Source organism: Arenibacter troitsensis (assembly GCF_900177645.1).
Classification (GTDB): Bacteria; Bacteroidota; Bacteroidia; order Flavobacteriales; family Flavobacteriaceae; genus Arenibacter; species Arenibacter troitsensis.
This window is the reverse complement of the sequence record NZ_FXAO01000003.1, coordinates 163,566-176,794: the sequence shown is the minus strand read 5'-3', so window position 1 is coordinate 176,794 and position 13,229 is coordinate 163,566. Positions and strand designations below refer to the sequence as shown.

The 13,229-nt window shown below is 39.5% G+C and carries 13 protein-coding genes; 9 read left to right on the top strand and 4 right to left on the bottom strand.

What is annotated here, in order from left to right; genetic code table 11:
- Nucleotides 1-20 precede the first annotated feature (20 nt).
- From B9Y87_RS07885 to porX, 4 genes are all read right to left on the bottom strand, one after another.
- Complete coding sequence (locus B9Y87_RS07885) at nucleotides 21-578, bottom strand: hypothetical protein (protein WP_085497862.1); 558 nt, start codon at nucleotides 576-578, stop codon at nucleotides 21-23.
- A 92-nt stretch (nucleotides 579-670) separates the two neighbouring features.
- Nucleotides 671-859: a hypothetical protein gene (locus tag B9Y87_RS07880; protein WP_085497861.1), complete on the bottom strand. Its 189-nt coding sequence runs from the start codon at nucleotides 857-859 to the stop codon at nucleotides 671-673.
- Nucleotides 860-1,068: 209 nt separating this feature from the next.
- A complete protein-coding gene (tsaE, locus tag B9Y87_RS07875) occupies nucleotides 1,069-1,479 on the bottom strand; it encodes a tRNA (adenosine(37)-N6)-threonylcarbamoyltransferase complex ATPase subunit type 1 TsaE (RefSeq protein ID WP_085497859.1) in 411 nt (136 codons plus the stop codon).
- Nucleotides 1,480-1,563: 84 nt separating this feature from the next.
- Nucleotides 1,564-3,108, bottom strand: a complete 1,545-nt coding sequence (gene porX / locus B9Y87_RS07870) for a T9SS response regulator signal transducer PorX (RefSeq protein ID WP_085497858.1) — start codon at nucleotides 3,106-3,108, stop codon at nucleotides 1,564-1,566.
- Nucleotides 3,109-3,145: 37 nt separating this feature from the next.
- Between porX and B9Y87_RS07865 the strand changes: the two genes are divergently transcribed.
- The 9 genes from B9Y87_RS07865 (at nucleotide 3,146) to B9Y87_RS07825 (ending at nucleotide 13,227) form a co-directional block, all read left to right on the top strand.
- Nucleotides 3,146-4,375, top strand: coding sequence for an HD domain-containing protein (locus B9Y87_RS07865; RefSeq protein WP_085497856.1), 1,230 nt, complete (start codon nucleotides 3,146-3,148; stop codon nucleotides 4,373-4,375).
- 23 nt (nucleotides 4,376-4,398) lie between these two features.
- Complete coding sequence (gene lpxD / locus B9Y87_RS07860; protein WP_085497855.1) at nucleotides 4,399-5,415, top strand: UDP-3-O-(3-hydroxymyristoyl)glucosamine N-acyltransferase; 1,017 nt, start codon at nucleotides 4,399-4,401, stop codon at nucleotides 5,413-5,415.
- A 2-nt stretch (nucleotides 5,416-5,417) separates the two neighbouring features.
- Nucleotides 5,418-6,818: a bifunctional UDP-3-O-[3-hydroxymyristoyl] N-acetylglucosamine deacetylase/3-hydroxyacyl-ACP dehydratase gene (locus B9Y87_RS07855; protein ID WP_085497853.1), complete on the top strand. Its 1,401-nt coding sequence runs from the start codon at nucleotides 5,418-5,420 to the stop codon at nucleotides 6,816-6,818.
- Between the two features lie 5 nt (nucleotides 6,819-6,823).
- Complete coding sequence (gene lpxA, locus B9Y87_RS07850; RefSeq protein WP_072861346.1) at nucleotides 6,824-7,609, top strand: acyl-ACP--UDP-N-acetylglucosamine O-acyltransferase; 786 nt, start codon at nucleotides 6,824-6,826, stop codon at nucleotides 7,607-7,609.
- A 6-nt stretch (nucleotides 7,610-7,615) separates the two neighbouring features.
- A complete protein-coding gene (gene efp / locus B9Y87_RS07845) occupies nucleotides 7,616-8,182 on the top strand; it encodes an elongation factor P (RefSeq protein WP_085497851.1) in 567 nt (188 codons plus the stop codon).
- A gap of 48 nt (nucleotides 8,183-8,230) precedes the next feature.
- Complete coding sequence (locus B9Y87_RS07840; RefSeq protein ID WP_085497849.1) at nucleotides 8,231-9,163, top strand: UDP-3-O-(3-hydroxymyristoyl)glucosamine N-acyltransferase; 933 nt, start codon at nucleotides 8,231-8,233, stop codon at nucleotides 9,161-9,163.
- A gap of 73 nt (nucleotides 9,164-9,236) precedes the next feature.
- Entirely contained in the window at nucleotides 9,237-10,109 is an 873-nt protein-coding gene (sucD, locus tag B9Y87_RS07835) for a succinate--CoA ligase subunit alpha (protein ID WP_085497847.1), read from the top strand.
- A 187-nt stretch (nucleotides 10,110-10,296) separates the two neighbouring features.
- Nucleotides 10,297-11,046 (top strand): 3-oxoacyl-[acyl-carrier-protein] reductase, encoded by a 750-nt coding sequence (fabG, locus tag B9Y87_RS07830; RefSeq protein WP_085497846.1) that lies wholly within the window; start codon nucleotides 10,297-10,299, stop codon nucleotides 11,044-11,046.
- 144 nt (nucleotides 11,047-11,190) lie between these two features.
- Nucleotides 11,191-13,227: a VWA domain-containing protein gene (locus tag B9Y87_RS07825; RefSeq protein WP_245808677.1), complete on the top strand. Its 2,037-nt coding sequence runs from the start codon at nucleotides 11,191-11,193 to the stop codon at nucleotides 13,225-13,227.
- Nucleotides 13,228-13,229: the final 2 nt, after the last annotated feature.

Below are 13,229 nucleotides of genomic sequence, written 5' to 3'. Positions count from 1 at the left end.
GATTCTATCCGAAATCAAAATTACGATAATTTTTCTTTTGCCATTTCGTCTTTTTGAAGTCGATCCTTTTCCTTAAGTTCTTTTTCCTTGTACGCCTTTAACTCCCGGTCCATTGCCTCCAAATCAATGCCAAGAACATGTTTGTCGAACAACTTTAAGCGAATAAAGTAAACAAAGGGTATTATTACTATCATTATAGGCAGCAACCAAAGTATTTCGACCTCATCTATAAACCTATCTTCGTAAATTAAGGATACCACTTGGAAGACGTACATGGCTATTGGAATTAACAACACGTGATACCACCAGTGCTTGCATGTAAAGAACCATAATGCCAAGAGCACCAAGGGTACAAATTTGGCCATAAACAGCCACATGACGGTAATTATGCTTAACTGGTATTTACTTTCATATGTATAAAAATAAAGATCCAAGGTACTTCCGGATGGGAAGAACTTGTAAGAATAAAATATTAAGGGCGTCAAGGCAATAATGACCGCTACGATACTTCCAATGAGAAGACTTCTCGACTTCTTTGTTTTGTTGCTTTGGTCGAGTTTGCGGAACGGTTTGAGCATATTGGTCAAGTGGGTAATTGTTTTACTTCTATTATAACAAAAAAAATGGGCTTCTAGTATATAGAAGCCCACCTAAATATAAAGAATATGCCTTAACCGTTCTTAGGCACTTTTACCTTTAAAATGTCGATACCGTTGGCGGGTACCTTAATTTTTAATATATCAATATTTTGTTCATACAATGAATCGTCTTCAGCAGTGCTGCTTGGGGTACAGGAGAAACTCATTAATGAAATACAAGCCGCAAGAGCAAAGCCTAGGGTAACTTTTTTAATGTTCATGGTCTTTAAAATTTAAGTTCGATAAAGGGTTTATGTATGAAACAAAAATATTAAAAAAAACCACATAACGTGTATTACACCGATAAAATTATACATTTCATCGGAAAAATATAACTCATCACTTGGTCCTGGCTTCAAGTGGACCAATATAATTTCTGAAAATTGCACTGGTCCAATGCCTAGATTGTACAAATTATACCATATAACAACTACATCATTGAAAGTTGCCGGGTTTTTTCATCCAAAATTTTAATTCTAATTTCGGTTCTATCTGGCGGAAGTAATCCTTCTATTTTTTCTGGCCATTCCATAAAGGTCCACGTATCGCTACTTAAGTATTCTTCCAAGCCAAGATCCCAGGCTTCTGATTCGCTATTTAAACGGTAAAAATCAAAATGATACCCTAGTAACTCCCCGTTCTCCCTATGGTATTCGTTTACAATTCCAAAAGTTGGACTACTTGTAGAGCCGCTACCTTCCAACTCCTTTACCAAGGCCTTGATAAGGGTGGTCTTTCCGGCCCCCATCTCGCCATAAAAGCATAGTGTTTTTGAGGGTACATTGGCAATCAACTGTTGGGCAACAGTGGATAATTGGGAAATATTATAGGAAATAGTCATTTTAAACCATTAAAATTTGCGCAAGTTAAATCCTATTCCTTAAATAATAAAATACAAATTTCATTAAGGTCATTGAAACTATGATCACCTTGGTTCCATTACTACAAACGGTATTATCATTTCCTCCATGGAAACCCCTCCATGCTGATAGGTATTCCTATAGTAACTAACATAGTGATTGTAATTATTGGGATAAGCAAAGAACAGATCATTTTTGGCAAATATGTAAGAGCTGCTTACATTAATGTTGGGCAAAAATATTTTCTTAGGGTCTTTTGCCTCCAATACATCCTTTTCTTCGTAGGTTAGGCTACGTCCCGTTTTATAACGAAGGTTTAGACTTGTTTCCTTATCGCCAATTACCTTGGAAGGTTGTTTTACGTTAATGGTGCCATGATCTGTAGTAAGGATTAATTTTAAACCCAGACCCTGTGCTTGTTGTATGATTTCCAGTAAGGGGGAGTTTTTAAACCAACTCTGCGTTAGGGAACGGTACGCCTTATCATTTGCGGCCAATTCCTTAACCACATCCATTTCCGTTTTGGAATGGGAAAGCATATCCACAAAATTGTAGACTATTACCGTTAGGTCGTTTTCCTTCTGGGACCTAAAATTTTGGGAAAGGTGTTTCCCTTGTTTCAAACTGCTTATTTTATGGTATTCCCACTTCAATTCCAGTCCCAAACGCTTTATTTGTGCTTCAAGAAACTCCGCTTCGAATAGATTCTTACCTCCTTCCTCTGTATCATTTCTCCACCATTGTGGGTATTTTTTTTCCATATCCAATGGTGTAAGCCCAGAGAATATGGCATTCCTTGCGTATTGGGTGGCCGTAGGCAAAATACTGAAATACGGCACTTCCTTACGTTTCCTGTAGAACGAGTTAATGGTGTCTTCAAAAGCCAACCATTGATCATATCTTAAATTGTCTATGACCACCAATAACGTTTTGTTATCCTTCAATTCTGGTTTAACCAATTGACCAAAGAGGGTATGCGACATAACGGGGCCGTCCTTATCGGTAAACCAACCTGGATAATTTTTTTCCACAAATTTCCCAAATTGTTGGTTCGCCTCCGTTTTTTGGGACTCCAGTATTTCGAACATTCCGGAATCTTCTATTTCCTCCAACCGCAATTCCCAGGATATAAGTTTTTTATAAAGCTCCGCCCATTCCTCATAGCTATTCACCACAGCCAATTCCATTGCAATTTTCCGGAATTCCTGTTGATAGTTGGCGGTCGTCTTTTCTGATACTAGGCGAGAATGGTCCAGATTCTTTTTAAGGGACAGCAAAATTTGATTGGGGTTTACCGGTTTTATTAAATAATCCGCTATTTTAGAACCAATGGCCTCCTCCATAATCAATTCCTCTTCACTTTTGGTAATCATAACCACGGGAAGGGAATTATTGATCACCTTTATTTCGTTCAATGTTTCCAAGCCCGAAATACCGGGCATATTTTCATCCAAAAAAACAATATCGACATGTGTTTCCTTTAATTCATCCAAAGCCTCCCGACCACTTAGACAAGTTATAACTTTATAATTCTTGCCTTCTAAAAATAAGATATGGGGTTTTAATAAATCTATTTCATCATCTACCCAAAGTATTGTAATCTTGTTCATTTAGTCCTTATATTTGCCTATGTAAAGAATCCTGGTTTTGATAAAATCAAATAAGCTCAAAATTTTCAATGATCCAATTTACGGATTTATCGGAATACCCAATGCACTAATCTTTAATCTAATTGCTGAACCCTATTTTCAGAGGTTAAGGAGAATCTCCCAAATGGGGCTGTCCTATCTGGTTTATCCAGGGGCGCATCATACCCGTTTCCATCATGCTCTGGGAAGTATGCACTTAATGCAGCAGGCCATTCAGGTCCTAAGGTTCAAGTCCGTTGAAGTTACAAAGGAAGAGGAAGACGGACTCCTGTGCGCCATATTATTGCATGATATTGGGCACGGCCCTTTTTCCCACGCCATGGAGCACAGTATTGTGGAGGGAGTGAATCATGAACATATATCCCTATTGTTCATGGAGGCCCTAAATGAGAAATACAAAGGAAAACTAAGCACGGCCATTGCCATTTTTAAAGGGCAATATCCCAAGAAGTTTTTAAATCAATTGGTCTCCAGTCAACTGGATATGGACAGGATGGATTATTTAAAGAGGGATAGTTTCTATACTGGGGTGGCGGAAGGAAATATAAATTCCGAAAGGCTCCTTACCATGTTGAATGTTCTTAATGGAGAATTGGTGATAGAGGAAAAGGGAATTTATTCGGTTGAAAAATTTCTAATGGCCAGGCGCTTCATGTATTGGCAGGTTTATTTACATAAAACCGGATTGGTAGCCGAGCAGCTTTTGATAAAAATATTACAAAGGGCGAAGGATTTGTTGGGCAAGGGTGACAATGTTCCGTTCAACGGTGCCCTTAAATTCTTTATGGAAAATAAAATCCCAAAGGAAGAATTTTCACGGGATAAATTGGATTTGTTCGCCCAATTGGATGATGTAGATATTTTGTGGGCCATTAAAAGCTGGCAGGATCATGAGGATTTTGTATTATCAAAACTATGTAAGATGATCATTAACCGCAGTTTGTTACATGTAAAACTGAAGAATAAACCTATTAATGAAGCCAAACTGAACAAACACTTTTTAAGTTTCAAAAACGAACATGGGTTAACGGATGAAGAAACGTCTTATTTCGTGTTTTCGGGGAAAATTGAAAACCAGGCGTACAACGCCAAAAGTCAGAATATTAACATTCTGCGAAGTAATGGTAGCAGCACGGATGTAGCCAAGGCCTCAGACCAACAATATTTGAAAACGCTTTCCAAAACCGTAACCAAATATTATATGTGCTATCCTAAAGTTTCCGTTTAACTATTTTTCTTACTTTTGTGTCCATGATATTTACAGCAAGCCAAATCGCGGGTATATTGGAAGGGGATGTGGAGGGTAATCCAGAGATAGCTGTACATAAATTGGCGAAGATAGAAGAAGGTGAAAAAGGAGCACTAACGTTTCTGGCGAACCCAAAATACACTTCCTACATTTATACTACAAAAGCATCTGTAACCATTGTAAACAGGGACTTTGTTCCGGACCACCAATTAGAGACCACCTTGATAAAAGTGGATGATGCCTATAAATCCTTTTCCAAACTTTTGGAATATTACAATCAGGTAAAAAATAACAAAATTGGCATTGAGGAACCTGTGTTTAGAGCGGATACGGCTACCCACGGGAAGGATTTTTATTTAGGGGCTTTTTCCTATTTGGGCAATAACGTTAAGATAGGGGACAATGTAAAAATATATCCCAATGTCTATATAGGAGACAACGTTTCCATCGGTAACAATGTGGTCATCTTTGCAGGCGCCAAAATCTATTCGGAAACACTTATAGGTAATAATTGTGTGGTGCATAGTGGGGTAGTTCTGGGAGCCGATGGTTTTGGTTTTGCTCCAAGTGAAAATGGAGAATATATAGCCGTACCGCAAACAGGAAACGTTATTCTTGAGGACAATGTGGATATAGGGGCGGGTACTACGATTGATCGCGCCACCTTGGGCTCTACTATCCTTAGGAAAGGCGTAAAATTGGATAATCAAATTCAGATAGCCCACAATGTTGAAATTGGGGAACATACCGTAATTGCTGCGCAGACGGGAATAGCCGGATCTACTAAAATTGGAAAGTATTGCAAGATAGGGGGACAGGTAGGTATTGTTGGTCATATTATAATAGGGGATAGGGTAAAAATTCAGGCTCAGTCCGGCATTGGAAGAAATGTAAAGGACGATGAAATATTACAGGGCTCCCCGGCATTAAACTATGGAGATTACAATAAATCCTATGTACATTTTAAAAATCTGCCCAAAATAATAAATAGATTAGAACACATTGAAAAAAAGGATTGACGGTGAGTAACACAACTACAAAACAACGGACAATTGCAAAGGAAATTACGCTTAAGGGTGTAGGATTGCACACAGGGGAAAATGTGACATTAAGGTTTGTTCCTGCCCCTGAAAATTTTGGTTATGCTTTTAAACGTGTGGATCTAGAAGGTGAGCCCATCATTGAAGCTGATGCCAACTATGTAGTAAATACCCAAAGGGGCACCAATTTGGAGAAACGCGGGGTAAAGATCCAGACCTCGGAACATGTTTTGGCCGCCTTGGTAGGTTTGGAAATAGACAATGTCCTAATAGAGTTGAATGCCCCGGAACCTCCAATAATGGACGGTTCTTCCAAATTTTTTGTAGAAGCGCTGGAAGAAGCGGGAATCGTTGAGCAGAATGCCTTGCGGGATGAGTTTATCGTAAAGGATGTTATTTCGTACAAAGATGAAGAAACAGGTAGTGAAATAACGATTATCCCATCGGAAACCTACCAGGTAACTACTATGGTAGATTTTGGTACCAAGGTGCTTGGCACCCAAAATGCCACCTTAGAGAGTTTGAGCGAGTTTAAATCTGAAATAGCGGATGCAAGAACATTTAGTTTCTTGCACGAACTTGAAATGTTGTTGGAAAACGGCTTGATAAAGGGTGGTGATTTAAATAATGCCATTGTTTATGTAGACAAGGAGATTTCCGATTCAACCATGAAAAAGCTGGAAAAGGCTTTTAATAAAAAGAAATTATCGGTAAAGCCCAACGGTATTTTGGACAACCTAACACTGCACCAACCCAATGAAGCTGCCAGGCATAAGTTATTGGATGTTATTGGTGATCTTGCCTTGACAGGAACAAGGATTCGAGGGAAGGTTATTGCCAATAAGCCAGGACATTTTGTGAATACACAGTTCGCTAAAAAATTGTCCAAAATCATTAAAATGGAAAAGAGGAACCATGTACCACAATATGATTTAAACAAACCGCCTTTGATGGATATCCATCAGATTATGGACATGTTGCCACACAGACCTCCTTTTCTGCTCATAGACAGAATCCTGGAACTATCCGATGAACATGTGGTAGGAATGAAGAATGTGACCATGAACGAACCTTTTTTTGTAGGCCACTTCCCAGGTGCCCCGGTAATGCCCGGAGTACTTCAAGTTGAAGCAATGGCGCAAACTGGAGGTATTTTGGTTCTGAGTACTGTTCCAGACCCCGAAAATTACCTTACACTTTTCATGAAGATCGACAATGTGAAGTTCAAGCAAAAAGTTCTCCCCGGCGACACCTTAATTTTCCACTGTAGTTTAATTACACCCATTAGACGAGGTATATGTCACATGCAGGCCTATGCCTATGCCAATGGAAAATTGGTATGCGAAGCTGAAATGATGGCTCAAATTGTTAAAAAGAAATAAGAAGGATGAATCAACCACTGGCTTACATTCACCCTGGAGCTAAAATTTCCAAAAATGTTGTAGTAGAACCATTTACAACCATTCACAATAACGTAGTTATTGGGGATGGTACATGGATTGGTTCCAATGTTACCATAATGGAAGGGGCAAGAATTGGAAAAAACTGCAATATTTTTCCTGGTGCCGTCATATCCGCACCACCACAGGACCTAAAGTACGAAGGCGAAGATACCACGGTCATAATCGGCAACAACACTACCATAAGGGAATGTGCCACCATACACAAGGGCACATCAGATAGGATGAAAACGGTTATTGGCGATAATTGTCTAATTATGGCCTATTGCCATGTTGCGCATGATTGTTTGGTGGGCAACAATTGTATTTTTTCCAACAATTCCACCTTGGCCGGACACGTAACCATTGGGGATAATGTAATATTGGCCGGCCTGGTGGCCGTACATCAATTTGTTTCCATTGGTCGCCACGCTTTTGTAACGGGCGGTTCCTTGGTAAGAAAGGATGTGCCTCCTTTTGTAAAAGCGGCAAGGGAACCCTTATCTTACGTAGGTATCAATTCCGTGGGACTAAGAAGGAGAAACTTTGAGTCCGATAAAATTCGGGAGATACAGAACATATACCGAATACTATATCAAAAGAATTATAACAATACCCAAGCTGTTCAAATAATAGAGGCAGAAATGGAGGCTACTCCGGAAAGGGATGAAATTTTACAATTTATAAGGGATTCCCAAAGAGGAATCATGAAAGGTTATTTCAGTACTAATTAGAATTTTATGGCATCAACATCAGATATTAGAAAAGGATTGTGCATTAGGTACAACAACGACATTTACAAAATAATTGAATTTCTTCATGTAAAACCGGGTAAGGGTCCGGCTTTCGTAAGAACTAAACTTAAAAGTATAAGTACGGGCAAAGTATTGGACAATACATTTTCCGGAGGTTCAAAAATCGAGGATGTGCGTGTAGAAACCCGCTCTTACCAGTTTTTATACGCTGAGGGAGAGAACTACCATTTTATGAACACGGACGATTACAACCAGATTACCCTACAGGAGAGTTCTTTGGATGCTCCCGATTTATTGAAGGAAGGCGAAGTGGTAACCATACTTTTCAATACAGAGGACAGTATGCCACTTTCTGTAGATATGCCGGCAAGTGTTATTTTAGAAGTTACCTACGCTGAACCAGGGGTTAAGGGCAATACGGCGACCAATGCAACCAAACCGGCCAAAGTTGAAACAGGGGCTACCGTAAATGTTCCCTTGTTTATCAATGAAGGCGATAAAATAAAAATTGACACGGAAAAAGGCGCTTATATGGAGCGTGTTAAGGAATAAAACAGTTTTCACAACGCTTTTTGCTGCATAATGGCATAAGACCTAACTATGAAATTTCCATCCCCTTATACGCTTAACCAGATTGCGACCATCATCAATGCCGAATATGTGGGTCATGATGATTTTCCTGTGTTGGGCATGAACGAAATCCATGTTGTGGAGAAAGGTGATATCGTATTTGTGGATCATCCCAAATATTATGACAAGGCCCTAAACTGTGCCGCCTCCATTGTCTTGATCAACAAAAAAGTGGATTGCCCGGAAGGGAAGGCATTATTGATCTCAGATGATCCTTTTAGGGATTTCAACATCCTAACTCTTTTTTTTAAGCCTTTTGTTCAGGCCCAAACCAATATCGCCAGCTCTGCCAAAATTGGTAAGGAAACTGTGGTACAACCCAATTGCTTTATTGGAAACAATGTAGTAATTGGCGATAACTGCCTAATTCATTCCAATGTATCCATATACGATAATTGCGTAATAGGAAACAATGTTACCATTCATTCGGGGTCGGTATTGGGTTCGGACGCCTTTTATTACAAAAAAAGGCCGGAAGGATATGATAAACTAATCTCGGGAGGAAGGGTAGTCATTGGGGATAACGTTGATATTGGTGCGCTTTGCACTATAGATAAAGGGGTTACTGGAGATACGACCATTAAAAAAGGAACAAAGTTGGACAACCAAGTCCAGATAGGCCATGATACCGTAATTGGTGAGAAATGCCTAATTGCTTCCCAAACCGGCATTGCAGGTTGTGTCATCATAGAAGATGAGGTTACCTTATGGGGACAGGTGGGAATAACAAGTGCCGTCACCATCGGAAAAAGAGCTGTTGTTCTGGCTCAAACAGGGGTTTCCAAATCCTTGGAAGGCGGAGCGTACTATTTTGGGAGTCCGGCAGAGGAATCAAGGGAAAAATTAAAACAGCTGGCCTATGTTAAGCAAATCCCTTTTATATTAAAAAAATTAGAAAAATAAATATGCAGGAGAATAGTTTAGAATTCCTTTTCAAAACTTTATTTTTGCAAGAATCAATTAAACCAAATATATAATGAGCGTTTTAGTAAATAAAGATTCCAAAATTATTGTTCAAGGTTTTACAGGTAGCGAAGGTACTTTTCATGCTGAACAAATGATCGAATACGGCACCAATGTGGTTGGTGGGGTAACACCGGGAAAAGGTGGACAAGAGCATTTGGGAAAACCTGTGTTCAATACAGTTGAAGAAGCCGTTCAAAAAGTTGGGGCCGATACCACCATCATTTTTGTTCCGCCGGCTTTTGCTGCAGATGCAATTATGGAAGCTGCTAGCGCTGGAATTAAAGTGATCATTACGATTACAGAAGGTATTCCCGTAGCCGATATGGTGAAGGTATATGACTATATTAAACATATGGACTGCCGATTGGTAGGTCCAAACTGTCCTGGAGTAATTACCCCAGGGGAAGCCAAAGTAGGTATTATGCCTGGCTTCGTCTTTAAAAAGGGTAATGTAGGCATTGTTTCCAAGTCCGGAACTTTAACCTATGAAGCTGCCGATCAAGTAGTGCGCCAGGGTCTTGGGATTACCACTGCCATTGGAATAGGAGGGGATCCAATAATTGGTACCACTACAAAAGAAGCAGTGGAATTGTTGATCAATGATCCAGAAACCACTTGTTTGGTTATGATCGGTGAAATAGGTGGACAATTGGAAGCGGATGCCGCACAATGGTATAAGGCAAGTGGCAGCAAGAAACCAATCGTTGGATTTATTGCCGGTGAAACAGCTCCAGCAGGTAGAACTATGGGGCATGCAGGTGCCATAGTTGGCGGTAGTGATGATACGGCCCAAGCCAAAAAAAGAATCATGAGGGAATGTGGAATCCACGTTGTGGATTCACCTGCCGAAATTGGTTTAAAAGTTAAGCAAGTTTTGGGATAACCCCCGTTCAATAAATTTTATTCCGTTTATACTGTACCGATTATTTCGGAATTCTTCAGGATAAGCGGGATTTTTTTTGCCTGGAAATACCGGGACCTTAAAATTTTATACCAGCATTTAAGGTAAAAATTTTAAAACAGCTAAAACATAACTTATATTTGATTATCAACTAAGAAACTAAAGACAGATGAAGTTACTAGAAGGAAAAAATGCAATAATCACCGGAGCAAGTAGGGGAATCGGAACTGGAATAGCACAAGTCTTCGCCAAGCACGGTGCCAATGTTGCCTTTACATATAGTTCCAGTGAAGCCCCGGCTTTGGCCTTGGAAAAAGAGCTAAGTGCCTATGGCGTAAAAGCTAAGGCATATAAGAGCAATGCTGGCAGTTTTGAGGATTCGGAAAAATTGGTAGCCCAAGTATTGGAAGATTTTGGGGGTGTAATCGATATTCTCATCAATAATGCCGGTATCACCAAAGACAATCTTTTAATGAGAATGGGCGAAGATGATTTTGATTCTGTAATTGAAATAAATTTAAAATCGGTTTTTAACATGACAAAGGCCGTACAGCGGACCATGCTTAAACAAAGAAGTGGCTCCATAATAAACATGAGTAGTGTAGTAGGGGTGAAAGGTAACGCGGGACAGGCAAATTATGCCGCTTCCAAGGCCGGAATGATCGGGTTTACCAAATCCATAGCCTTGGAACTTGGTTCTAGAAATATAAGATGTAATGCCATTGCACCCGGCTTTATTGAAACGGAAATGACAGATAAGTTGGATGCAAAGGTAGTACAGGGATGGAGGGATGGAATTCCATTAAAAAGAGGAGGTCAGCCCGAAGATGTAGCCAATGCCTGTCTGTTTTTAGCTTCGGATCTTTCGGCCTATATCACAGGACAAGTTCTAAATGTGGATGGAGGGATGCTCACCTAGGTTTTATTTTGAGCTAGATAGGCCTTGAATTAGCTATAGAAATACTTATTTTAGGTGCAACTTGGCCGCGTGCCGACCCGGCTATACATTGCATACCAAGTACATAAAGTAGCTACTAAAGGGCATTAATTCCAACAACCATTTATGATGCAAATACAGACAGTACTTTTTTTATTGCTCGCGGCCATTGTGGCACTGGCACTCGTACTGTTTCAATATTATTATAAAAGCAAAAGGAGGGGAAAACTTCAGGTAATCCTTTCCTTTTTGCGTTTTTTGGCCATATTCGGAACCTTATTACTCATTATCAATCCAAAATTTAAGAAGAACGAATATACCCTGGAAAAGACCAATTTGGTACTACTTGCGGACAATTCAACTTCAATGATTTCCAAGGATAAAGCCCAAGTAATCTCCGACCTTTACTCGTTAAGAAAAAAAGCCGTAGCATTATCGGAAAAATTCAATATACTCAATTACAGATTTGGATCGGATTTATCCAATTCCGACAGTCTTGGCCTTGTAGAGAAAAGTACCAATATTTCTAAGGCCTTGGCAGGTTTAAACGAAATATTTACAGGTACAAATACCGCAGTCGTATTGCTTACAGATGGCAATCAGACCATAGGGGAAGACTATGAATTTTACGGAAAGCGACAAAAATTTGCTATTTACCCCGTGGTTCTAGGCGACACCACCAAATACGATGATTTGGCAATAAACCAAATAAATGCCAACAGATACACCTTTCTAAAGAACAAATTCCCTTTGGAAGTTTTTATTTCTTATGACGGTAAGGAAGAAATTTCCACGGAATTAAAGATTTTTATGGACGACAATTTGGTATATAAGGAACAAATATCGCTGTCCAATGTTTCCAACACCAAGATTGTCAATACCCAGATAGAGGCCAGTACGGTGGGTGTGAAAGATATTAAGGTGGCTATATCCCCATTGTCCAACGAAAAAAATACGGCAAACAATGAAAAATCAATGGCACTGGAAATATTGGACGAAAAAACAAATGTGGCCATTATCTCTGCTGTCCAACACCCGGACATTGGAGCTCTTAAGAAATCCATTGAGAGTAACGAACAGAGACTGGTGTCCATTTATAGGCCCGATACCGATTTAAGTAAATTACAGGAGGTGGACATGTACATACTTTATCAGCCCGATGCCTCTTTTGATAAGGTATACAAACAAATTCAATTGCGAAATTCCAATACCTTTACCATATTGGGAACTGATACCGATTTGAATTTTTTGAACAAAATTCAAAATAACTTCCTAATAGAAACAGGCTATCCTGTGCAGGAATTATTTGCAATCCAGAATGCCGCATTTTCAAAGTTCGATATTTCGGAATTCTCCTTGGAAGGTTTTCCGCCCCTGCTATCGGATGCTGGTCCGGTGAATATTTTGGGCAGGGGCGAACCCTTGTTAAAAATGCGTATACGAGGGGTGGACATGGACCAACCCTTAATGACCACCGTAGAGGAAGAGAGCGCAAAACATGCCATATTGGTCGGGGAAAATATATGGAAATGGAGGGTTCAAAATTACCGGAACGATCAAACTTTTAATAATTTTGATGCTTTTCTCGGAAAACTGATCCTTTATCTATCGACTACCAAAGGCAAAAATAGATTTGTACTGGATTATAGCCCCATTTACAACAATAGTAGCGAAACAAAAATTAAAGCCACTTATTTTGATGAGGCCTTTGCCTTTGACTCCAATGCGTCCATCAACTTAAAAGTGGTGAATAAATCCACCAATACTTCCTTGGAAGTCCCAATGTTGTTAAAAGACCGATACTATGAGGCGGACCTAAGCAATTTACCCCCGGGCAAATATGATTTTATTGCTACCGTAAGCAAAGAGAATTTTAACAGGTCAGGTAGTTTTTCCATTTTGGATTTTGATGCCGAAAAACAATTTACCTCCAGCAATTACGATAAACTGAATCGTCTTGCCAATAATACGGCAGGAAAACTTTACTTTCCCGATCAAATGGATTCCTTGGTGATGGCTCTGGAAAACGATCCTAAGTTTGTCCCAGTTCAAAAAAGCAAACAAATTGTCGTACCTTTAATCGATTTTAAATTTCTTCTAGGTATTATCATTGCAGCACTATCGTTGGAGTGGTTTATCAGAAAATATAATGGATTAACTTAATA

Excerpts from the sequence above, each read along its gene's own strand:
- B9Y87_RS07885 (WP_085497862.1), bottom strand. The coding sequence starts at position 578 with ATGCTCAAACCGTTCCGCAAACTCGACCAAAGCAACAAAACAAAGAAG.
- B9Y87_RS07880 (WP_085497861.1), bottom strand. The coding sequence starts at position 859 with ATGAACATTAAAAAAGTTACCCTAGGCTTTGCTCTTGCGGCTTGTATT.
- tsaE (WP_085497859.1), bottom strand. The coding sequence starts at position 1,479 with ATGACTATTTCCTATAATATTTCCCAATTATCCACTGTTGCCCAACAG.
- porX (WP_085497858.1), bottom strand. The coding sequence starts at position 3,108 with ATGAACAAGATTACAATACTTTGGGTAGATGATGAAATAGATTTATTA.
- lpxD (WP_085497855.1), top strand. The coding sequence starts at position 4,399 with ATGATATTTACAGCAAGCCAAATCGCGGGTATATTGGAAGGGGATGTG.
- lpxA (WP_072861346.1), top strand. The coding sequence starts at position 6,824 with ATGAATCAACCACTGGCTTACATTCACCCTGGAGCTAAAATTTCCAAA.
- efp (WP_085497851.1), top strand. The coding sequence starts at position 7,616 with ATGGCATCAACATCAGATATTAGAAAAGGATTGTGCATTAGGTACAAC.
- B9Y87_RS07840 (WP_085497849.1), top strand. The coding sequence starts at position 8,231 with ATGAAATTTCCATCCCCTTATACGCTTAACCAGATTGCGACCATCATC.
- sucD (WP_085497847.1), top strand. The coding sequence starts at position 9,237 with ATGAGCGTTTTAGTAAATAAAGATTCCAAAATTATTGTTCAAGGTTTT.
- fabG (WP_085497846.1), top strand. The coding sequence starts at position 10,297 with ATGAAGTTACTAGAAGGAAAAAATGCAATAATCACCGGAGCAAGTAGG.
- B9Y87_RS07825 (WP_245808677.1), top strand. The coding sequence starts at position 11,191 with ATGATGCAAATACAGACAGTACTTTTTTTATTGCTCGCGGCCATTGTG.